The sequence below is a fragment of the Enterobacter sp. CPE_E890 genome (genome assembly GCF_046521475.1).
GTDB classification, from domain to species: domain Bacteria; phylum Pseudomonadota; class Gammaproteobacteria; order Enterobacterales; family Enterobacteriaceae; genus Enterobacter; species Enterobacter adelaidei.
In genome coordinates, this window is record NZ_JBKFZW010000001.1 from 538954 (window position 1) to 560585 (window position 21632).

Annotated in this window: 17 protein-coding genes; 9 read left to right on the plus strand and 8 right to left on the minus strand. The window is 56.9% G+C overall.

Features of this window, described 5'->3' with window-relative positions; all coding sequences use genetic code 11:
- The first annotated feature begins 31 nt into the window (after positions 1 to 31).
- From ACLHV9_RS02605 to ACLHV9_RS02635, 7 genes are all read left to right on the plus strand, one after another.
- Positions 32 to 1165, plus strand: coding sequence for an amidohydrolase/deacetylase family metallohydrolase (locus tag ACLHV9_RS02605; RefSeq protein ID WP_129324123.1), 1134 nt, complete (start codon positions 32 to 34; stop codon positions 1163 to 1165).
- Positions 1149 to 2267, plus strand: a complete 1119-nt coding sequence (locus ACLHV9_RS02610; protein WP_407220138.1) for a DgaE family pyridoxal phosphate-dependent ammonia lyase — start codon at positions 1149 to 1151, stop codon at positions 2265 to 2267. The genes ACLHV9_RS02605 and ACLHV9_RS02610 overlap by 17 nt, the downstream gene beginning before the upstream one ends.
- Positions 2264 to 3004 (plus strand): 2-dehydro-3-deoxy-phosphogluconate aldolase, encoded by a 741-nt coding sequence (gene dagF, locus ACLHV9_RS02615; protein ID WP_028016490.1) that lies wholly within the window; start codon positions 2264 to 2266, stop codon positions 3002 to 3004. The genes ACLHV9_RS02610 and dagF overlap by 4 nt, the downstream gene beginning before the upstream one ends.
- Before the next feature lie 54 nt (positions 3005 to 3058).
- Positions 3059 to 4195, plus strand: a complete 1137-nt coding sequence (locus ACLHV9_RS02620) for a lactonase family protein (protein WP_407220140.1) — start codon at positions 3059 to 3061, stop codon at positions 4193 to 4195.
- 19 nt (positions 4196 to 4214) lie between these two features.
- Complete coding sequence (locus ACLHV9_RS02625) at positions 4215 to 6125, plus strand: BglG family transcription antiterminator (RefSeq protein WP_407220141.1); 1911 nt, start codon at positions 4215 to 4217, stop codon at positions 6123 to 6125.
- 77 nt (positions 6126 to 6202) lie between these two features.
- Positions 6203 to 6445, plus strand: a complete 243-nt coding sequence (locus tag ACLHV9_RS02630; RefSeq protein WP_028016493.1) for a type II toxin-antitoxin system RelB/DinJ family antitoxin — start codon at positions 6203 to 6205, stop codon at positions 6443 to 6445.
- Entirely contained in the window at positions 6435 to 6719 is a 285-nt protein-coding gene (locus ACLHV9_RS02635) for a type II toxin-antitoxin system RelE family toxin (RefSeq protein ID WP_108089467.1), read from the plus strand. The genes ACLHV9_RS02630 and ACLHV9_RS02635 overlap by 11 nt, the downstream gene beginning before the upstream one ends.
- 3 nt (positions 6720 to 6722) lie before the next feature.
- Here the strand turns inward: ACLHV9_RS02635 and nrdG are convergent, their stop codons facing one another.
- The 5 genes from nrdG to treR form a co-directional block, all read right to left on the minus strand.
- A complete protein-coding gene (gene nrdG, locus ACLHV9_RS02640; protein ID WP_108089468.1) occupies positions 6723 to 7187 on the minus strand; it encodes an anaerobic ribonucleoside-triphosphate reductase-activating protein in 465 nt (154 codons plus the stop codon).
- Between the two features lie 140 nt (positions 7188 to 7327).
- A complete protein-coding gene (gene nrdD, locus ACLHV9_RS02645) occupies positions 7328 to 9466 on the minus strand; it encodes an anaerobic ribonucleoside-triphosphate reductase (RefSeq protein WP_028016496.1) in 2139 nt (712 codons plus the stop codon).
- A gap of 372 nt (positions 9467 to 9838) precedes the next feature.
- Positions 9839 to 11482 (minus strand): alpha,alpha-phosphotrehalase, encoded by a 1644-nt coding sequence (treC, locus tag ACLHV9_RS02650; RefSeq protein WP_208594684.1) that lies wholly within the window; start codon positions 11480 to 11482, stop codon positions 9839 to 9841.
- Positions 11483 to 11533: 51 nt separating this feature from the next.
- Positions 11534 to 12952: a PTS trehalose transporter subunit IIBC gene (treB, locus tag ACLHV9_RS02655; protein WP_108089470.1), complete on the minus strand. Its 1419-nt coding sequence runs from the start codon at positions 12950 to 12952 to the stop codon at positions 11534 to 11536.
- A 128-nt stretch (positions 12953 to 13080) separates the two neighbouring features.
- Entirely contained in the window at positions 13081 to 14028 is a 948-nt protein-coding gene (gene treR / locus ACLHV9_RS02660; RefSeq protein WP_028016499.1) for a trehalose operon repressor TreR, read from the minus strand.
- A 388-nt stretch (positions 14029 to 14416) separates the two neighbouring features.
- On the opposite strand from treR, the gene mgtA reads away from it, so the two are divergent.
- Together mgtA and ACLHV9_RS02670 are read left to right on the plus strand one after the other, a co-directional pair.
- A complete protein-coding gene (gene mgtA, locus ACLHV9_RS02665) occupies positions 14417 to 17125 on the plus strand; it encodes a magnesium-translocating P-type ATPase (protein ID WP_108089471.1) in 2709 nt (902 codons plus the stop codon).
- 200 nt (positions 17126 to 17325) lie between these two features.
- Positions 17326 to 19710, plus strand: a complete 2385-nt coding sequence (locus ACLHV9_RS02670; protein ID WP_108089472.1) for a beta-N-acetylhexosaminidase — start codon at positions 17326 to 17328, stop codon at positions 19708 to 19710.
- Positions 19711 to 19759: 49 nt separating this feature from the next.
- Here ACLHV9_RS02670 and ridA read toward each other — a convergent pair whose 3' ends face one another.
- From ridA to pyrB, 3 genes are all read right to left on the minus strand, one after another.
- Entirely contained in the window at positions 19760 to 20146 is a 387-nt protein-coding gene (gene ridA, locus ACLHV9_RS02675; protein WP_014068687.1) for a 2-iminobutanoate/2-iminopropanoate deaminase, read from the minus strand.
- A gap of 74 nt (positions 20147 to 20220) precedes the next feature.
- A complete protein-coding gene (gene pyrI, locus ACLHV9_RS02680; RefSeq protein WP_028016502.1) occupies positions 20221 to 20682 on the minus strand; it encodes an aspartate carbamoyltransferase regulatory subunit in 462 nt (153 codons plus the stop codon).
- 12 nt (positions 20683 to 20694) lie between these two features.
- Complete coding sequence (gene pyrB / locus ACLHV9_RS02685; protein ID WP_025759900.1) at positions 20695 to 21627, minus strand: aspartate carbamoyltransferase; 933 nt, start codon at positions 21625 to 21627, stop codon at positions 20695 to 20697.
- Between the last annotated feature and the right edge of the window lie 5 nt (positions 21628 to 21632).

A 21632-nucleotide genomic window follows, 5' to 3' on the forward strand; every position in this document is an offset into this window, starting at 1 on the left:
GCTCCGGCGCCCGTCTTATCAGGAGATCCTCATGTTTGATTTACTCCTGCGCCGTGCGCGCCTTGCCGACGATACCCTGACCGATATCGCCATTCAGGACGGGAAAATCGCGGCGTTGGGCGAGATTACTGCCCCTGCCCGTAAAACGGTTGAGTTGAACGGCGATGTGTTCGTCAGCGCAGGCTGGATTGACTCCCACGTTCACTGTTACCCGAACTCCCCGATTTATCACGACGAACCAGACAGCGTAGGTATTGCTACTGGCGTCACCTCCGTGGTGGATGCAGGCAGTACCGGCGCGGATGACGTGGACGATTTTTACGAAATTACCCGCAAAGCCTCAACCGACGTCTTTGCTCTGCTGAACATCTCCCGCGTGGGGCTGATAGCCCAGAACGAACTGGCCAACATGGCGAATATTGATGCAGATGCCGTGAAGCAGGCGGTAAAACGCCATCCGGATTTTATCGTCGGCCTGAAAGCGCGTATGAGCAGCAGCGTGGTGGGTGAAAACGGCATTACGCCGCTGGAGCGCGCCAAAGAAATTCAAAAAGAGAACGGCGACCTGCCGCTGATGGTGCACATTGGCAACAACCCGCCGAACCTCGACGAAATTGCCGAACTGCTGAGCTCGGGCGACATCATTACCCACTGCTACAACGGCAAACCCAACCGCATTCTGACGCCGTCCGGCGAGCTGCGAGCGTCCATTACGTCTGCGTTAAAACGCGGCGTGCGGCTGGACGTCGGCCACGGCACGGCGAGCTTTAGCTTTGAAGTGGCAAAACGCGCCATCGCGATGGGCATTCTGCCGCACACCATCAGTTCGGATATCTACTGCCGTAACCGCATTAATGGCCCGGTAGGGTCGCTGGCGAGCGTGATGTCGAAATTCCTCGCCATCGGCATGTCGCTGCCGCAGGTGATTGACTGCGTGACCGCGAACGCCGCCGACGGCCTACGCCTGGCGCGTAAAGGCCGCATTCAGGCGGGTCTCGACGCCGACCTGACGCTGTTCACCATTAAGCGCCAGCCAACGGTATTAACCGATGCCGAAAACGACAGCCTGCAGGCTGAACACATTTTGGTGCCGCTTGCCGCGATCCGCGCGGGCAAGGGCTACATGACAGAACAAGGGAGCACGGAACATGCCTTCGATTTATGAGAAATACCACTTAAAGCAAGTCATCAACACCTCTGGCCGCATGACGGCGCTGGGCGTCTCCACGCCGCGCCCGGAAGTGGTGCAGGCGGCGATGGACGGCATGAACCACTATTTCGAGATGAAGGATCTGGTCAACAAAACCGGTGAATACATCGCGAAACTGCTGGAAGTAGAAGGCGCGACAGTGGTTTCCTGCGCGTCAGCAGGGATTGCCCAGTCCGTGGCGGCAGTGCTGGTAAAAGACAGCGACTGGCTGCTGGAAAACCTGCACGTTACCCCGATTGAGAACAACGAGATCGTGCTGCCGAAAGGCCACAACGTGAACTTTGGCGCGCCGGTAGGCACCATGGTCGCACTGGGCGGCGGTAAGCTGGTGGAAGCGGGCTATGCCAACGAATGCTCAGCCGATCAGCTGGCGGCGGCGATTACCCCGCGCACGGCAGCGATCCTCTACATCAAATCTCACCACTGTGTGCAGAAAAGTATGCTCAGCGTCGAGCAGGCGGCGGTTGTGGCACGTAAGCACGGCCTGCCGCTGATTGTCGATGCGGCGGCGGAAGAAGATTTGCACGTTTACTACCGTTCCGGTGCAGACCTGGTCATTTACAGCGGTGCGAAGGCGATTGAAGGGCCAACCAGTGGTCTGGTGATCGGCAAAACCCAGTACGTTGAGTGGGTGAAACGCCAGACGGCGGGCATTGGCCGTGCGATGAAGGTCGGCAAAGAGGGCATTCTGGGCCTGACCTGCGCTATCGAACATTACCTCACGGCGACCAAAGAGAGCGGCGAAGAGATGGTGGCGAAGATGACGCCGTTTATCGAGGCGCTCAACACCCTGAACGGCGTGACGGCACGCGTGGTCTGGGACAGCGCCGGGCGCGATATCGCCCGCACCGAAATTAAGTTCGATGAAGCGACAACCGGCGTCGGCACCGGGGATTTGGTAGCGAAACTCAAGCAGGGTGACTACGCCATTTACTTCCGTGGCTACAAGGCCAACGAAGGGATTATCGAAGCGGACGTGCGCAGCGTGAATGCTGACCAGCTAAACATTGTTTACCGCCGCATTAGCGAAGTATTAGAACAGGAGAAAAACGCATGAAACTGACCCCCAACTTTTACCGTGATCGCGTCTGCCTGAACGTGCTGGCGGGCTCTAAAGCCAATGCCAGTGCCATTTACGAAGCGGCAGAAGGTCATGTGCTGGTGGGCGTGCTCTCCAAAAATTACCCGGATGTGGCAAGCGCCGTTGCTGATATGCGTGAATACGCTCAGCTTATTGATAACGCGCTGTCCGTTGGCCTGGGGGCGGGCGATCCGAACCAGTCGGCGATGGTCAGTGAAATTTCCCGCCAGGTGCAGCCGCAGCACGTGAACCAGGTCTTTACTGGCGTAGCAACCAGCCGCGCGCTTTTGGGACAAAACGACTCCGTGGTCAACGGTCTGGTTTCTCCAACCGGAACCGTCGGCATGGTGAAAATCTCTACCGGTCCGCTGAGCAGCGCGGCACCGGACGGTATCGTTCCGGTGGAAACGGCAATTGCTCTGCTGAAAGATTTTGGCGGTAGCTCCATTAAATATTTCCCGATGGGTGGCCTGAAATGCCGTGATGAGTACAAAGCGGTGGCGGAAGCCTGCGCGCGTCACGACTTCTGGCTGGAGCCAACCGGCGGTATCGATCTGGAAAATTACGAAGAGATCCTGCAGATCGCCCTGGACGCGGGCGTGAGCAAAATCATCCCGCATATCTACAGCTCGATTATCGATAAAGCCAGCGGCGATACGCGCCCGGAAGATGTGCGCACGTTGCTAGCGATGACGAAAAAGTTAGTTAAGTAGTCCCTCACCCTAACCCTCTCCCACCGGGAGAGGGGATAATGATCAGGAGCCACCATGCACACCCGTAACCTGCTTGTTGCTTCACTCTCTCTGCTTGCTACTTCCGCTGTTGCCCAGACTCATTACGCCTGGGTGGGAACCTATAATCCTAACGGTGAAGGGCTGTACCGTTTTACCGTCGATCCGCAAAGCGGCGCGCTTGCGGATAAAACGCTGGTCAGCACGCTGCCGAATGCTGCACAGCTTACCGTCTCGCATGATGGCAAAACGCTCTATCTGGCGAGTGAAGTAGAGCAGGGCGTGGTGCAGGCGCTGCGGGTGAATGACAACGGTGAGCTGAGTGAGCTCAATCAGGTGGCTTCCGGTGGCGCGGGGCCGGTGTATCTCTCCCTGACGCCGAACGGCCAACATCTGCTGGTGGCCAACTACGTCAGCGGAACGATTGCCGTTCTGCCGGTCAAAGCCGATGGCAGCCTGGGTGATGCCACGGACAAACATCAGGATCAGGGCGAACCGGGTGCGGCGAAGCCGGAAGCCGCTGCGGAGGGCAGTTTCGCTATCAGCGATCATAACGGGCCTCATGCACACATGATTGCCGCCGATCCGAGCGGAAAATACGTGTTTTCAACCGATCTGGGGCTGGATCGCATCTATCAGTATCGCTTTGACGATCGAAGCGGAAAGCTGACGCCTAACGATCCACCGTTTATCAACGCCTCCTCGAAAGGGGCCGGGCCGCGCCACTTTGTCTTTACACCAAAAGGCGATGCTCTGTGGTTGATTAACGAAGAGGCGTCTACGCTGACTCACTATACTGTGGATGCAAACGGCATTCTGAAAGAGGGCAAAACGCTCTCCGCCCTGCCGAAAGGTTACAAAGGCACCAGTTTTGCTGCAGGTCTGGCGTTAAGTGCGGATGGTAAGCAACTGTATGTGGCTAACCGTTTGCATAACAGCATCGGGCACTTTACCGTAACAACGGAAGGCACGCTGACGCATCAGGATGATGTCTGGACCCGTGGCGACTACCCGCGCACCCTGACGCTCGATAAACAGGGGCGTTGGCTGTACGTCATGAATCAACGCAGCGATAACATTACCCGTTTCCGCGTGGCGCAGGACGGCAAGCTCAGCTTTGAGCCAGACTATACGCCGGTCGGTAGCCCATCTCAGATGATCATTTCACCCTAAGCCGTAAGAGGACAACGACGTGCGATTTCCGAATCAACGTTTAGCGCAACTTTTCGATCTGTTGCAAAACGAGACGCTGCCGCAGGATGAACTGGCGCAGCGGCTGTCGGTTTCCACGCGAACCGTCCGCGCTGATATCACGGCCCTGAACGCGCTGCTGGCGAGCCACGGCGCGCAGTTTATTCTGAGCCGGGGGAATGGTTATCAGCTTAAAATTGATGACGCCGAGCGTTATCAGCAATTGCAGGCCTCCCACCCGCGCGCGCTGCGTATTCCCCGAACCGGGATGGAGCGCGTGCATTATCTGGTGGTGCGTTTTCTTACCTCGGCATTTTCTCTCAAACTTGAGGATCTGGCTGACGAGTGGTTCGTCAGCCGCGCCACGCTGCAAAGCGACATGGCGGAAGTGCGCGAGTGGTTCCACCGTTATAATCTGACGCTGGAAACCCGACCGCGCCATGGTATGAAGCTGTTTGGCAGCGAGATGTCGACCCGTGCCTGCCTGACGGACTTGCTCTGGGAGCTGGCACAGCAGGACAGTCTGAACCCGTTGGTGACCGACGTGGCGCTCAATGCAGGTGTGGCAGAACAGATGGTGCCTGTACTGCACGATGCGCTAACACGCCACCATATCCGCCTGACCGACGAAGGTGAGTTGTTCCTGCGCCTGTACTGTGCGGTATCGGTACGTCGTATCAGCGAAGGCTATCCACTGCCGGAATTCCATGCTGAAGATGTGGAAGAGAACGTGCGTGACGCCGCGAAAGATATCGCAGTGTCCATTCAGCATCTGGCGGGCAAAACGCTTTCGCCGTCGGAAGAGAGCTGGCTTTGCGTACACATTGCCGCGCGGCAGATCCAGGAGATAGCACCCAGCGCGATCAACGCTGACGACGACGAAGCGCTGGTCAACTACATCCTGCGCTACATCAACACCCACTATAACTACAACCTGCTCAGTGACGAGCAACTGCACGCGGATCTGCTCACACACATTAAAACCATGATCACCCGGGTGCGGTACCAAATCATGATCCCCAATCCGCTGCTGGAAAACATCAAGCAGCACTACCCGATGGCGTGGGATATGACCCTGGCGGCGGTGTCGAGCTGGGGCAAATACACGCCGTATGTGATCAGCGAAAACGAGATTGGTTTTCTGGTATTACATATTGGCGTTGGGCTGGAGCGTCACTACAACATTGGTTACCAGCGCCAGCCGCGCGTGCTGCTGGTGTGCGACGCCGGAAACGCCATGGTGCGTATGATTGAGGCGGTGCTGCAGCGCAAATACCCGCAGATTGAGGTGACACGCACGCTCACCCTGCGCGAGTACGAGCTGGCGGAAATGATTAGCGAAGACTTTGTGATCGCCACCGCCCGCGTCAGCGAAAAGTCGAAACCGGTGGTGATGATCGCCCCATTCCCGACCGACTATCAGTTAGAACAGATCGGCAAGCTGGTGCTGGTGGACCGCACCCGCCCGTGGATGCTGGATAAATACTTCGACGCTGCCCATTTCCGCATTATCGACACGCCCGTTGATCAGCAAACGCTGTTCCGTGAGCTGTGCGCGCAGCTTGAAAGCGAGGGGTTTGTTGGCGCGGAGTTCCTGGATTCGGTCGTCGAGCGTGAAGCCATCGTCAGCACCATGCTCGGCGATGGCATTGCGCTGCCGCACTCACTCGGCCTGCTGGCGCAAAAAACGGTGGTCTATACTGTGCTGGCTCCGCACGGCATCCCGTGGGGCGACGAAACCGCACACGTCATCTTCCTGCTCGCCATCAGCAAAAGCGAGTACGAAGAGGCGATGGCGATATACGATATCTTCGTCACCTTCCTGCGTGAACGGGCGATGTCGCGGCTCTGTAGCTGCGGAGATTTTTCCGAGTTTAAGGCAGTGGCGATGGAGAGTTTGAGCCGGTTTTGAGAGGCGTTATCCAGAATTCGATGTAATGCGAATGTAATGCTAAACTGCATTACGCATTCGATTTTACTGGAGGCATAATGGCCACGCTGAACGTCCGTCTGGATGACAAACTCAAAAACGAGGCTTATGCCGTGCTGGAAAAACTCAATATCACCCCAACGGAAGCCGTGCGATTACTGTTTCAGTACGTCGCGGAGACGGGGCGTATGCCGGTGAAAACGGTCACCATTAGCGACAATGAAGAAGAACTGATACAGGCAGTCCGGGAGCGGCTGGCTAATCCGCAAAAGGGAATTAAGGTTAGTCTGGATGACTTATGAACTGGCATTTGATCCGAGGGCGTTAAAGGAATGGAGCAAGCTGGGGGAGACTGTAAAAGACCAGTTTAAGAAGAAACTAGCGGACGTATTGGTGAACCCAAGGGCCGAATCGGCCCGCCTGCATGGTCTACCGGATTGCTACAAAATAAAACTCAGATCCCAGGGTTATCGTTTGGTCTATCAGGTTCAGGAAAACGTTGTAACGGTATTTGTTATCGCTATCGGCAAGAGAGAGAAAGCAGCCGTTTATCATGATGCAAACAAACGGCTCTAACGATCACTGCAGATGATGCACAACCTGATTGCTGCTGCCGCGCCAGATCAGCGCCGGGTCTTTTAAATCCTGCACGAATTTGCCGTCGACCAGCACGTTAATCAGATCCACCACTTCCATTTGCTGCGCGTTCAGCTCATCCAGCTTGTAGCCTGTCCAGACCCAGATATCTTTTCCCGTACATTCGCGGCGAATGCGTTTAACCAGCTTCAGGATTTCCGGCACGTTTTGCGGGTGGAGCGGGTCGCCACCGGAAAGTGAAATCCCTTGGCGGTTGATGCGAGTGTCGTTGAGATCGTTAATGATCCGGTCTTCCATCTCTGCGGTGAACGGCATACCGGAATTTAAACGCCAGGTGCTTTTGTTGTAGCAGCCGGGGCATTCGTGGACGCAGCCTGAGACGAACAGGGTGCAGCGGGTGCCGGGACCGTTGACGATGTCGACGGGATAATATTGATGATAATTCATAGCGTTAACCTGATGCCCTCACCCCGGCCCTCTCCCACAGGGAGAGGGAGAAAACCGGCGTCAGGCTTGCAATGTGCTCGATCGGTTCCCTCTCCCTTGAGGGAGAGGGGTAGGGTGAGGGGGAAAACCCGGCGAAGAACTTACCCGATCTGCCCATTCCCCAAATGCTTCACGCGGCGCTTCACCTCTTCCTGCTTGCCGGCGTTGAACGGACGCGCATCCGGGCTGCCGAGATAGCCGCACACGCGGCGGGTCACAGAGACGCGAGCCGCATCGTGGTTGCCGCATTTCGGGCAGGTGAAACCTTTGCTGGTGCACTCAAACTCACCGGTAAATCCGCACTCGTAACACTCGTCGATTGGCGTGTTGGTCCCGTAATACGGCACGTGCTGATAGCTGTAATCCCACACGTCTTCCAGCGCTTTCAGGTTATGCTGAATGTTTGGGTACTCGCCATAGCAGATGAAGCCGCCGCTGGCGATCGGCGGGTACGCCGCTTCAAAGTCGATCTTGTCGTACGGGTTCACCTTCTTCTCCACGTCGAGGTGGAAGCTGTTGGTGTAGTAACCTTTGTCGGTAACCCCTTCCACAATCCCGAACTCGGCGGTGTCCAGACGGCAGAAACGGTCGCAGAGGTTTTCGCTCGGCGTACTGTACAGGCTGAAGCCGTAGCCGGTTTCCTCTTTCCACTGATCAACGGCGTCGCGCAGGCGCTGAACGATGGCGATGCCTTTCTCACGCAGGGCTTCGCTGTCATACATATGCGTGCCGCCAGCCAATGCGTTGATGGTCTCGTGAATGCCGATATAGCCCAGCGAAATCGACGCACGACCATTTTTGAAGATCTCAGACACGTCATCGTCCGCTTTCAGACGCACGCCACAGGCCCCTTCCATGTAGAGGATTGGCGCCACGCGGGCTTTGACTCCTTCCAGACGCGCAATACGGGTCATCAACGCTTTGCGCGCCAGCTGCAGGCGCTCGTCCAGCAATTTCCAGAACTCGGCCTCATTGCCTTTGGCTTCCAGCGCGATGCGCGGCAGGTTCAGGCTGATGACGCCGAGGTTGTTGCGCCCGTCGTGGATCTGCTCGCCGTTTTCATCTTCGTAGACGCCGAGGAAGCTGCGGCAGCCCATAGGCGTTTTAAACGAACCGGTGACTTTAACGACCTGATCGTAGTTCAGGATGTCCGGATACATACGTTTGCTCGCGCACTCCAGCGCCAGCTGTTTGATGTCGTAGTTCGGATCGCCAAACTTATGGTTCAGGCCGTCGCGGATGGCGAACACCAGTTTCGGGAACACGGCGGTTTTGCGGTTTTTGCCGAGGCCGGAAATACGGTTGCGCAGGATCGACTGCTGAATCAGGCGCGATTCCCAGCTGGTGCCCAGGCCAAAACCGAAGGTCACAAACGGCGTCTGGCCGTTGGCGGTGTGCAGCGTGTTCACCTCATATTCCAGCGACTGGAAGGCGTCGTAGCACTCTTTCTCGGTGCGGGAATGGGCGTAGCCGTCCGCGTCCGGGATCTGCCACTCTTCTGCCGTTTTACGGTGCTTGTTGAAGCTTGCCGTCACGAACGGAGCCAGCACTTCATCAATGCGGTTAATGGTGGTGCCGCCATAAATGTGGCTGGCAACCTGAGCGATAATCTGCGCGGTGACGGCGGTGGCCGTGGAGATGGACTTAGGTGGTTCAATCTCGGCGTTACCCATTTTAAAACCGTGGGTCAGCATGCCTTTCAGGTCGATCAGCATGCAGTTGAACATCGGGAAGAATGGCGAGTAGTCGAGATCGTGATAGTGGATCTCACCGCGCTCGTGCGCCGACACCACGTCGCGCGGCAGCAGGTGCTGGCGGGCATAGTGTTTAGCGACGATACCGGCCAGCAGGTCGCGCTGGGTCGGGATCACTTTACTGTCTTTGTTGGCGTTTTCATTCAGTAGGGCGGAGTTGGTCTGCTCTACCAGGCCACGGATCTCCTGGTTCAGACGGCCGCGCTTCTCACGCTCAACGTCACGATCGTGACGGTATTCAATGTAGGCACGGGCTAACTGCTTGTAGGGGCCCGCCATCAGCTGGTTCTCAACCGCGGTCTGGATCTCGTTGATATCCACCTGGTTGCGTTCATTCATCTGGCTGCTAACGACTTCTGCGACGGTGGCGCAGTAATCTGCGTCATCGACTCCCGCTGCTTTAGCTGCACGCAGAATGGCTTCCTGGATGCGCTCTGATTTAAACGGCACTTTACAGCCATCACGTTTCATCACATGCGGTGTCATGATCACTCCATTTTAAAAACAGGTTATCCACAGAGGTGGAGAAGTATTCAGAGGCTGTATTGTCAGCCAGGTGAGTGACTTCCCTCGTTCCCGACATTTGTTATCCACAATTCCGGAGAGCTGAGTCGCCGTCTTGTTGTTGGAATAGTAGACGATAAATACAAGATGTTGGGTCGGCGTGCATTTTAAGTGCTACATATAGTGATTTGCATCAAACATGTTTGCGTTTTATTTGATTCAGAACAAAGTAAAAAGACGAGAGTACAAACGACGGGCGCTTCAGCGATTGTAAATACGGGCAGGAAAAATCTGATTAATTATTCAACAAAAACAGTAAAATAAGCCGGGCACGGTATTGTGCCCGGCGTCGCATTACGGTTGCAGCCACCAGACGGCTTCAAACGGACGTAGGCTGGTGGTTTGTGGCGCGGCATAGTTGCTCATTACTGGCTGCCATTCGCCACTGAGGGCGTCATTCTGCCATGTCTGGCTCTCGCCGCTGAGGTTCGCCACCACAATCAGCGTCTTTCCCTGCCACTGACGACGGTAGCACCACAGAGAAGGATGTTCTGGCAGGAGATCCTCATAATCCCCCCACGTCAGTACCGGCAGGGTTTTACGCAGGCTAATCAACGACTGATAGGTGTAAAACACCGAATCCGGGTCGTCCAGCGCGGCGCGGGCGTTTACCGTCTCGTAGTTGTCGCAAACGCCAATCCACGGCTCACCTTCGGTGAAGCCCGCATTGTGCGAAGCGTCCCACTGCATTGGCGTGCGGCCGTTATCGCGGGATTTACTCGCCAGAATCGCCAGTAATTCGTCCGGATCGCGCTCGCTGGCCCGCAGTTCGGCGAACATGTTCAGGCTTTCCACGTCACGGTAATCGGTGATGCGGCTGAAGTGCGGGTTGGTCATGCCAAGTTCTTCACCCTGATAGATATACGGCGTACCTTGCATGCCGTGCAGCACCATGCCGAGCATCTTCGCAGCCTGAACGCGGTATTCGCCTTCGTCACCAAAGCGCGACACGATGCGCGGCTGGTCGTGGTTACACCAGAACAGCGCGTTCCAGGCTTTGTTGTGCATGCCCTGCTGCCAGTGGCGGAAGAGGGTTTTTAGCGCCACGAAGTCCGGTTTCGCCTTCGTCCACTTTTCGCCGCCGGGATAATCCACCTTCAGGTGGTGGAAGTTAAAGGTCATCGACAATTCACTGCCATCAAGAGAGGCGTACTGCTGGCAGTTTTCCAGCGAGGTCGAGGACATCTCGCCCACCGTCATCAGGTTGCGCGGCGTAAAGACGTCGCGGCTCATCTCCCGCAGATATTCATGAATGCGCGGCCCGTCTGTGTAGAAACGGCGGCCATCACCCGTCTCGTCATTCGGGAAATCCTGATCTTTTGAGATCAGGTTAATCACGTCGAGACGTAAGCCGTCCACGCCGCGATCGGCCCAGAATTCGCACACCTTTTTCAGCTCGGCGCGCACTTCAGGGTTTTCCCAGTTGAGATCCGCCTGCTCCGGAGCAAAGAGGTGCAGGTAGTACTGTTCGCTCTCGGCGTGCCAGCGCCAGGCGTTGCCGCCAAACTTGGAGCGCCAGTTGTTGGGAAGCTGCTCCGGCGTGCCGTCGCGCCAGATATAAAACTGGCGGTACGGACTCTCTTTATTCAGTGATTCGCGGAACCAGGCATGCTGCGTTGATGTATGGTTAAACACCATATCCAGCACGATGCGAATGCCGCGCTCATGCGCCCTGGCGACCAGTTCATCAAAATCATCCAGAGTGCCGTAGGCGGGATCGATGGCGGTGTAATTCGCCACGTCGTAGCCGTTATCCACCTGCGGGGAGATATAAAACGGTGTCAGCCAGATGGCGTCGATACCGAGGGTTTTCAGGTAGTCCAGACGCTGCGTCACGCCGCGTAAATCACCGGTGCCGCTGCCAGTGGTGTCCTGGAAACTCTTTGGATAGATCTGATAGATGACGCCGTTCTGCCACCAGTGAGGAAGGGTATTCATAATGCGTTCCTGCAAATGCGAAGGGGCGCAACTGCGCCCCGAAAGATAAAGTTAAACAATCTGCAGCGAGCCCTGACGGAACTTACGCTGGTAAACCACGGTGGTGAGCGCCATTGGGACGATAATCGCGATGGCCATCGCCAGGGCAAACACCTGCCAGAAAGCGGGCTGGATGGAGAGAATGCCCGGCAGACCGCCAACACCGATACCGTTCGCCATTACGCCGTTCAGACCGCACACCAGCCCTGCCAGACCGGAACCGATCATCGCGCAGAGCATCGGGAAACGGTATTTCAGGTTGATACCGTACATCGCTGGCTCGGTCACGCCGAGGTAGGCGGAGATGGCAGCCGGAACGGAGATTTCACGCTCGTTATGTTTACGGCTGACCAGAATAATGCCGGTTACCGCAGACGCCTGTGCGATGTTAGACAGGGCGATAATCGGCCAGACCGGCGTACCGCCAAGGCTCTGAATCATCTGCATATCAATGGCCAGGGTGGTCTGGTGCACGCCGGTGATCACCAGCGGGGCGTACAGGAAGCCAAACAGCGCGGCACCAATCGGCGCGAAGCTGCCGGTCATCAGGTGACGAACCGCGAAGGCCACGCCGTCGCCGATCATGCGGCCAAACGGACCGATAAAGGCATGCGCCAGGAATACGGCAATAATCAGTGAGCAAACCGGAACCACCACCAGATAAAGGTAATCCGGGACGATGCGTTTTAAGCGAGTCTCAATGAATCCCAGCGCCAGACCTGCCAGCAACGCCGGAATGACCTGCGCCTGATAGCCCACTTTAGCGATGGTAAACAGACCAAAGTTCCACACTTCCGGCACCTGCTGACCAAGTAAGTAAGCGTTCATTAACTGTGGAGAGACCAGCGTGACGCCCAGCACGATACCGAGAATCGGCGTGCCGCCCATTTTGCGCACTGCGGACCAGCAGATCCCGACCGGCAGGTAGAAGAAGATCGCTTCGCCAATCAGCCACAGGAAGTCGTAAACGGTTTTCAGCGCCGGGTACATCTGCGCCAGGGTTTTGCCGTCGCTCATCGGCACATCACCGATGACGTTACGGAAGCCTAAAATTAAGCCCCCGCTGATCAGCGCTGGCAGCAGCGGGAAGAAGATTTCTGCGAAGTGGGAAATCAGCTGCTCGTGCCACTTCATGTTCTGGCGCGCGGCTTTCTTTGCCTGCTCTTTATCGGCAGAAGAGTGCCCGGTAGTCGCCAGCAGAGCCTGATAGTAATCGCCCACTTCGGTACCTATAACGACCTGGAACTGACCGGCGTTGGTGAAGCAGCCTTTAACCATTGAGAGTTCTTCAATGGCTTTCGGGTTGGCTTTGGCCGGATCGTTCAGCACGAAACGCAGGCGGGTAATGCAATGGCTGACGGTTGCGATGTTTTCGCTCCCGCCGACCAGGACGATCAGCCGATCGATATCTGCTTGTTTGACTTTACTCATCATGAAACCTCATGACAGATGGTTAGGGGTGTAATGACCTGAGCGCAAGCCTACTCCTTCATCGTAACGGCGAAAATGGGAACGTTCCCGAAATCGGGCGAAGATCACAATAAACCGTTGAGCGGGGGTTAAGAGAGGTGGGCAGGAATAACGATCTGGCGCGGCTCAGTTCGCCCGTTGATCTGCTCGATCAGCTGTGTGGCGGCCTGTCTGCCGGACTCGGCGTAGCCCGGGTCGACTGTAATAATTTCCGGGTGCAGGAACTTCATCAGCGGCGTGCTGCCGACGCTCGCGACCTGCAGGTCGTCGATGCCCTGTTCCTGCAAATATTTGCTCGCACCCAGCGCCAGGGTATCCGTGGCACACACCAGTGCGGTGGTCTGCGGCGTCAGGACGCTGGCGACCTGCTCGTAGCCCTGCTTCATCCCCAGCCCCGGCAGGGAGGCCACGGCAGAGAGGTTGTGCTTTTTGCAAAATGCCAGGTAGGCTTCGTGGCGACGCTTGCCGGTAGTGACGTCCGCGTGCGGCACGCCGAGGAAACTAATGTGGCGATGACCTTTATCGAATAGTCGCTGCATCAGGGTGATAATCGCGCCTTCGTCGTCATAACAAACGGAGGCAAAACCGTTGGCATCGCGCGCCAACAGCACCAGCGAAGGCTGCCAGGGTTTCAGTATCTCTTCCTGAATGCCGGTAAAACCAAACAGCACCACGCCGTCAATGTTGCGTCGCTGAAGCATCCCCAGATGCTCTTCAACCAGTTGGGGAGAGAACTGGCTCTCCATCATGATCGGATCGTAGCCTTGTTCATAGAAAGCGGGCAGCATGGTCTGAACGGCGAGGTTTTCCGACAGCGAATCCAGACGCGAAACAATGATGGCCACCACCTTGTCACTCTGTCCCCGCATGGCACGCGCAGAGCGGGAAGGGGAAAAACCGTGCTGATTCATCACCGCCTCAACGCGCTCGCGAGTACGCTCGCTGACGCCACTTTCGTTGTTCAGCACGCGCGACACGGTGGATTTCCCCACGCCGCTTAAACGTGCGATGTCTTTAATCGTAAGGCGGTTCTGCATACTGTATTCCCTGTAACAACAACAAAGTGGTTAATTGAGCCTAATGACTGAGCACAATTTCGCTATGGGCAAAGTCTGGTTTACGTTCGGTTTATTTGCAGGGGGGTATAATACCGCCCGAATCATCACAAAGGGTACGCTTAAATCCTTATACTGCGCGGCGACACCCTGTTTTTTACTTACCGGAGGCTTCATGGATCCCGATCCCACACCTCTCCTGAACGGGAGAAGACGTTCTTTCCGGTAAGCCAGCCTTTTGCTGTCTCACCGGCGTGAGGCAGCAACGTCATAAACGTTCCTGCTTGAAAAATTGAGTGCCTCTCAGGTACGGCCTTGCCACGCCTGAAGGAAATGCTGCGTCCGCGTTTGCGGATGTGGAGGAATGACTATGTTGAAAAATTTTACCCGGCAACTACAGGCCCTGTTAAGCCGCCACCTGCCACATCGCCTGGTTCAGCGCGACCCGCTGCCCAATGCCAAAAACATGGCTGGCGCGGCGATCCCCGCTTCTCTGACCGAGCGCTGCCTGAATGTGGCAGCAATGGATGAAAACGAAGTCTGGCGCGCCTTTGGCGGACACCCGGAAGGGCTGAATGCGGCCGAAGTGGAAAAAATCCGCGCCGTGCATGGCGATAACCAGATCCCGGCGCAAAAACCGTCTCCGTGGTGGGTGCATCTGTGGCTCTGCTACCGCAACCCTTTCAACCTCCTGCTGACCGTGCTCGGCATCATCTCTTATGCCACGGAAGATCTGTTTGCCGCAGGCGTGATTGCCCTGATGGTGGGGATCTCCACGTTGCTGAACTTTATTCAGGAAGCCCGGTCCACCAAAGCGGCGGATGCCCTGAAGGCGATGGTCAGTAACACCGCGACAGTCTCGCGCGTGATTAACGATCTCGGCGAAAATGCCTGGGTGGAACTGCCCATCGACCAGCTGGTGCCGGGCGATCTGGTGAAGCTTGCCGCAGGGGATATGATCCCGGCGGATTTACGCATCATCCAGGCACGCGATCTGTTCGTCGCGCAGGCCTCCCTGACCGGGGAATCCCTGCCTGTGGAAAAGGTGGCGCGCAGCCGCGACCCGCAGCAGATGAACCCGCTCGAGTGCGATACCCTGTGCTTTATGGGCACCACGGTGGTGAGCGGCACCGCGCAGGCGATTGTCACCGCTACCGGGGGCAACACCTGGTTTGGTCAGCTTGCCGGGCGCGTCAGTGAGCAGGAGAGTGAACCCAATGCCTTCCAGAAAGGGATTGGCCGCGTCAGCATGCTGCTGATCCGCTTTATGATGGTGATGACGCCGATCGTACTGCTGATCAACGGCTACACCAAAGGCGACTGGTGGGAAGCGGCGCTGTTTGCGCTTTCCGTGGCCGTCGGCTTAACGCCGGAAATGCTGCCGATGATCGTCACCTCTACTCTGGCGCGTGGGGCGGTGAAGCTCTCTAAACAGAAAGTGATCGTTAAACACCTCGACGCCATTCAAAACTTTGGCGCGATGGACATTCTCTGCACCGATAAAACCGGCACCCTGACGCAGGACAAAATCGTGCTGGAGAACCACACCGATATCTCCGGTAAAACCAGCGAGCGTGTCCTGCACAGCGCGTGGCTGAACAGCCACTACCAGACCGGGCTGAAAAACCTGCTCGACGTTGCGGTGCTGGAAGGGGTGGATGAAGAGTCTGCCCGCACCCTCTCTGGCCGCTGGCAGAAGGTGGATGAGATCCCGTTCGACTTCGAGCGCCGCCGTATGTCGGTGGTGGTGAGCGAGCAGGCGGATGTCCATCAGCTGATCTGCAAAGGTGCGCTGCAGGAGATCCTGAATGTGTCAACGCAGGTGCGCTATAACGGTGACATCGTGCCGCTGGACGACACCATGCTGCGCCGCATCAAGCGCGTCACCGACAACCTGAACCGCCAGGGGCTGCGCGTGGTGGCGGTAGCGAGCAAGTTCCTGCCAGCCCGCGAGGGGGATTATCAGCGTATTGACGAATCCGATCTGATCCTCGAGGGCTACATCGCCTTCCTCGATCCGCCGAAAGAAACCACCGCACCGGCGCTGAAAGCGCTGAAGGCGAGCGGGATTACCGTGAAAATCCTCACCGGGGACAGCGAACTGGTGGCGGCGAAAGTGTGCCACGAAGTGGGGCTGGACGCGGGTGATGTGGTGGTGGGGAGCGATATTGAGCATCTCTCCGACGACGAACTGGCAAAACTGGCGCAGCACACCACGCTGTTTGCCCGCCTGACGCCGATGCACAAAGAACGTATTGTCACCCTGCTGCGTCGTGAAGGTCACGTGGTAGGCTTTATGGGCGATGGCATCAACGATGCACCCGCCCTGCGAGCAGCGGATATTGGCATCTCCGTGGATGGTGCGGTGGATATTGCCCGTGAAGCGGCCGACATCATTCTGCTGGAAAAGAGCCTGATGGTGCTGGAGGAAGGGGTTATCGAAGGGCGTCGTACTTTTGCAAATATGCTCAAGTACATCAAAATGACCGCCAGCTCCAACTTCGGTAACGTCTTCAGCGTTCTGGTGGCGAGTGCATTTTTGCCGTTCCTGCCAATGTTGCCGCTGCATCTGCTGATCCAGAACCTGATGTACGATGTGTCTCAGGTGGCGATCCCGTTTGATAACGTGGACGATGAACAGATCCAGAAGCCACAGCGCTGGAACCCGGCCGATCTGGGGCGCTTTATGCTGTTCTTTGGCCCGATCAGCTCCATCTTTGACATCCTGACCTTCTGCCTGATGTGGTTTGTGTTCCATGCCAACACGCCGGAACACCAGACGCTGTTCCAGTCTGGCTGGTTTGTGGTGGGGCTGCTGTCGCAGACGCTGATTGTGCATATGATCCGCACCCGCCGCATTCCGTTCATCCAGAGCCGTGCCGCGTGGCCGCTGATTGTGATGACGGGGATTGTGATGGCGCTTGGGATCGCGCTGCCGTTCTCGCCGCTGGCGAGCTACCTGCAGCTGCAGGCGCTGCCGCTGAGCTACTTCCCATGGCTGGTGGCGATCCTTGCGGGTTACATGGTACTGACGCAGATGGTGAAAGGATTCTACAGCCGTCGGTATGGATGGCAGTAACGGCAAGCCCGGTGGCGCTGCGCTTACCGGGCCTACGATCCGAACGTAGGCCGGGTAAGGCGAAGCCGCCACCCGGCAGCTGGCTTTCCTCTCAAATTCAACAACCTGTGATCTCCGTCGGCGCATTCGCTTGACGACAAATTGAGCGCATGTTAACAGAATGTTTTGCCTTTATTTGGCCCGTCAGATAAGGAACATTCATGTTACGGTACAGTCTCTTAACCGCCGGGCTGATGCTCGGCTTCTCTGCGTTTGCCGCCCCGGCAGGCGATCTCCCCCTGATGCCCTGGCCTGCCAAGGTCGAACGCCCGACAACCCAGGGCACGCTGGTGCTCAGCAACAACGTTTCCATTAGCGTCAGCGGGGACGATCTCGGTGACGCCGTCAACCGCCTTCGCCAGCGCATCGCTCTGCAAACGGGCTGGACGCTCCAGCCGCAGGCTGAAAAGCCGGAAAAACCGACCATCCGCATTGCCATCGCCAGAAAGGTCAAGCCCCAGCCGCTGCCGGATAGCGATGAAAGCTATAAGCTGACGGTGGATGCCAGCGGTGTCGATATCTCCGCCAACACCCGTTTCGGCGCATTGCGCGCCATGGAAACCCTGCTCCAGTTGATGCAGAACGGCGCGGAAAACACCTCGCTGCCGTGGGTTGCCATTGAAGATTCGCCACGCTTCCCGTGGCGCGGGCTGCTGCTTGATTCGGCGCGTCACTTTATTCCGCTGGCGGATATCAAGCGCCAGATCGACGGTATGGCTGCCGCAAAACTTAACGTATTGCACTGGCATCTGACCGACGATCAGGGCTGGCGCTTCAGCTCGACGCGCTATCCAAAGCTCACTCAACTTGCCAGCGACGGGCTGTTTTACACGCCTGAGCAGATGCGTGAGGTCGTTCGCTATGCGACCGAGCGCGGTATTCGCGTGGTGCCAGAGATCGACATGCCGGGCCACGCGTCGGCCATTGCCGTGGCTTACCCGGAACTGATGAGTGCGCCGGGGCCATACAAAATGGAGCGTAACTGGGGCGTGCTCAAGCCGGTACTGGATCCCACTAAAGACGCAACCTATGCCTTTGCTGATGCGATGGTCAGCGAACTGGCAGCGATCTTCCCCGATCCGTATCTGCATATCGGTGGTGATGAGGTGGATGACAGCCAGTGGAAAGCGAACCCGACCATTCAACAGTTTATGCGCGATCACAAACTGGCGGACAGCCACGCATTGCAGGCGTATTTCAACCGCAAGCTGGAAACGATCCTTGAAAAGCATCACCGCCAGATGGTCGGCTGGGACGAGATCTACCACCCGGATCTGCCAAAAAGCATTCTGATCCAGTCCTGGCAGGGGCAGGACGCGCTGGGGCAGGTGGCACAAAGCGGCTACAAAGGTATTCTCTCGACGGGCTTCTATCTCGACCAGCCTCAGTCCACGGCCTATCACTATCGCAATGAAATCGTCCCACAGGGATTAAACGGTGTGGATGTGATTGCCGACACCGACAGCGTCCAGAGCTGGGCCTTCTCCATGCCGCGTCTGAAAGGTAAACCGGTAGAAGGGAGTTTCACCCTGGTGAAAGGGGAATCTGGCTGGCGCGGGTTTATTGATTTCGCCGGGAAATCCCGCCGCGCGGTGCAGGATATTGAATGGCGTGATGACAGCCAGGTGACGTTCACCGTCGATACCTGGATGGGCGAAACGCGGCCGGTTGTCTCCGTTGAAAACGATAAGCTGAGCGGCTATTTCCTCGTGGGGAATACGCGCTACCCGATTAGCGGCACGCGTCTGGACGACGTGCCGAAAGGCATTCCACCTGTCGTGCCGGACGTAGCGAATCAGGCCAACCTGCTCGGCGGTGAAGCCGCGCTGTGGGCGGAAAACGTGGTGGCGCCGGTGCTGGATATCCGCCTGTGGCCGCGTACTTTTGCAGTGGCGGAGCGGCTGTGGTCCGCGCAGGACGTCAACGATGTCGACAACATGTATACCCGTCTGCAGGCAATGGACAGCTGGTCGACGGTATCGGTCGGGTTGCAGCAGCATACCCAGCAGCAGGTGCAGTTCACGCGGCTGGCGAACAATGCCGACACCTTGCCGCTGCAAATCCTCGCCCAGGCGGTAGAGCCGGCACAGTATTACACGCGTCAGCATCTGAAGTTCCAGGCCGGAAACTATCATCAATTTGAGCCGCTTAACCGGTTCGCCGATGCGCTGAACGCCGAAAGTGCCACCGTGCGCCAGATGAACAAATGGGCTGACCGTCTGGTCAGCGATGCCGAAGACACGGAAAGTGCTGACGCGCTGCGTCACGTCTTCAACCGCTGGCAGAGCAACACCAGCGATGCGCTGGCGTTAAGCGAAAATAGCTACCAGTTGAAGGCGATAAAACCGGTTATCCAGGAGGTGGACAAGCTTGCCTCCATTGGCCTCAGGTTGACGGATCTGGTGGCCCGTCAGGGGACGCTGGATGATAAAGAGATTGCGTCGATTCAACGCGAGCTGGATAACGCGGCGAAAGTTCAGGATGAAGTGGTGATTGCGGCGGTTTATCCGCTGGAGACGCTGCTGCGCGCGACGCGCAATCAATAGCGGGCAACAAAAAAGGCAGCCAGGCTGCCTTTTTTATCGCAAAAGCGAATTAGCGACGAACGGCAATCGCTTCAATTTCGATTTTCACGTCTTTTGGCAGACGTGCAACTTCCACGCAGGAGCGCGCCGGGAATGTCGCGTTGTGCTCGGTGAAGAAGGCTTCGTAAGTGGCGTTAACGGTCGCGAAATCGTTAAGATCTTTCACGAAAACGGTGGTTTTCACGATGTCGCCAACTTTCAGACCGGCAGATTCCACAATTGCCTGCACGTTCTCCAGCGACTGACGCGCCTGTGCCGCCACGTCTTCCGGCACAGCGCCGGTTTTCGGGTTCACCGGGATCTGGCCAGAGGTAATAATCATGCTACCCAGATCAACGCCCTGAACGTATGGGCCGATAGCCGCTGGTGCATTTTCCGTCGCGAGTACTTTGGTCATGATTTCTCCAGAATAACAGCTGATTAAATGTTCCCGGCCATTATAGGGAGGCCGGGATCCTTTACCAACCTCAATTAGTTGGCCAGCACCACATAATGAGAAAACTCTTTTTCGCAGTATTTGCATTTGAGTGCGATGTCATCAGCGCGTTTTTTCACTGCAAAACTGGAAGAAACCGGCTCAGCATGACTGATGCAGTTGCTGTTCGGACAGACCAGCACGCTTTCTATGCGCTCCGGCAGGCTCGGACGGGATTTGCCGACCACTTCATATTCGTCGATGCGGTTGACGGTGGCGTCCGGCGCGTACAGGGACAGTTGGTTCACCTGCTCATCGGTCAGGAAAGTGTTCTCGATCTTGATCAGATCCTTACGACCCATTTCGCCCGACGGCAGGTTCAGGCCGATGGTGATGCGCTGGTCGGTTTCGGTCAGTTTGAACAGCGTCAGCAGCTTAAAGCCTACCTGTGCAGGGATGTGGTCAATCACGGTGCCACGCTTGATGGCTTCAACCTGGAGTTTGTTATCGTGTGTCATTGTCGTTTCCCCTTACAGAGCCAATTCGCGATTCAGAACCAGTGCCAGTAACGCCTGGCGAGCGAAAATGCCGTTCCCGGCCTGCTGGAAATACCAGGCGTGCGGCGTTTTATCCACGTCGGTGGTGATTTCATCAATACGCGGCAGCGGGTGCAGCACCTTCATGTTGTCGCGTGCGCCCTCAAGGTCGCTGGCGCGCAGCACGAACTGCGCCTTCACGTTGGCGTATTCGGACGGGTCCAGACGCTCTTTCTGCACGCGGGTCATATACAGAATATCCACGTGGCTCATCACCTCTTCGATGCTCGCATGCAGGCTCCACTGAATGCCTTTCTCGTCCAGCATGTCGAGAATGTACTGCGGCATCGCCAGGGCGTCCGGGGCGATGAAGAAGAAACGGTTGCCGTTAAATTTCGCCAGCGCTTGGGTCAGCGAGTGGACGGTACGGCCATATTTCAGGTCGCCGACCATCGCGATGTTCAGGTTTTCAAGCGTGCCCTGGGTTTCCTGAATGGTGAACAGATCCAGCAGGGTCTGCGTCGGGTGCTGGTTGGCACCGTCACCGGCGTTCAGCACCGGAATGCCACCGGAAAACTCGGTCGCCAGACGCGCCGCCCCTTCTTGCGGATGGCGCATGACAATCGCGTCTACGTAAGTACTGATAACTGAAATGGTATCCGCCAGCGTTTCGCCTTTTTTACCCAGCGACGTGTTGCTGCTGTCAGAGAAGCCGACCACGCTCGCGCCCAGGCGGTGCATGGACGTTTCAAAGGAGAGGCGCGTACGGGTAGAGGCTTCGAAGAAGCAGCTCGCAATCACCTTGTGCTTCAGCAGCTCCGGTTGCGGATTAGCTTTCAGTTTTGCCGCGGTTTCCAGAACCAGTTCCAGCTCTTCGCGGCTGAGGTCGTTTATGGAAATGATGTGTTTTTGATAAAGCGGATTCATGTTTA

Coding starts and splice junctions, on each gene's coding strand:
- ACLHV9_RS02605 (WP_129324123.1), top strand. CDS start 32: ATGTTTGATTTACTCCTGCGCCGTGCGCGCCTTGCCGACGATACCCTG.
- ACLHV9_RS02610 (WP_407220138.1), top strand. CDS start 1,149: ATGCCTTCGATTTATGAGAAATACCACTTAAAGCAAGTCATCAACACC.
- dagF (WP_028016490.1), top strand. CDS start 2,264: ATGAAACTGACCCCCAACTTTTACCGTGATCGCGTCTGCCTGAACGTG.
- ACLHV9_RS02620 (WP_407220140.1), top strand. CDS start 3,059: ATGCACACCCGTAACCTGCTTGTTGCTTCACTCTCTCTGCTTGCTACT.
- ACLHV9_RS02630 (WP_028016493.1), top strand. CDS start 6,203: ATGGCCACGCTGAACGTCCGTCTGGATGACAAACTCAAAAACGAGGCT.
- ACLHV9_RS02635 (WP_108089467.1), top strand. CDS start 6,435: ATGACTTATGAACTGGCATTTGATCCGAGGGCGTTAAAGGAATGGAGC.
- nrdG (WP_108089468.1), bottom strand. CDS start 7,187: ATGAATTATCATCAATATTATCCCGTCGACATCGTCAACGGTCCCGGC.
- nrdD (WP_028016496.1), bottom strand. CDS start 9,466: ATGACACCGCATGTGATGAAACGTGATGGCTGTAAAGTGCCGTTTAAA.
- treC (WP_208594684.1), bottom strand. CDS start 11,482: ATGAATACCCTTCCTCACTGGTGGCAGAACGGCGTCATCTATCAGATC.
- treB (WP_108089470.1), bottom strand. CDS start 12,952: ATGAGTAAAGTCAAACAAGCAGATATCGATCGGCTGATCGTCCTGGTC.
- treR (WP_028016499.1), bottom strand. CDS start 14,028: ATGCAGAACCGCCTTACGATTAAAGACATCGCACGTTTAAGCGGCGTG.
- mgtA (WP_108089471.1), top strand. CDS start 14,417: ATGTTGAAAAATTTTACCCGGCAACTACAGGCCCTGTTAAGCCGCCAC.
- ACLHV9_RS02670 (WP_108089472.1), top strand. CDS start 17,326: ATGTTACGGTACAGTCTCTTAACCGCCGGGCTGATGCTCGGCTTCTCT.
- ridA (WP_014068687.1), bottom strand. CDS start 20,146: ATGACCAAAGTACTCGCGACGGAAAATGCACCAGCGGCTATCGGCCCA.
- pyrI (WP_028016502.1), bottom strand. CDS start 20,682: ATGACACACGATAACAAACTCCAGGTTGAAGCCATCAAGCGTGGCACC.
- pyrB (WP_025759900.1), bottom strand. CDS start 21,627: ATGAATCCGCTTTATCAAAAACACATCATTTCCATAAACGACCTCAGC.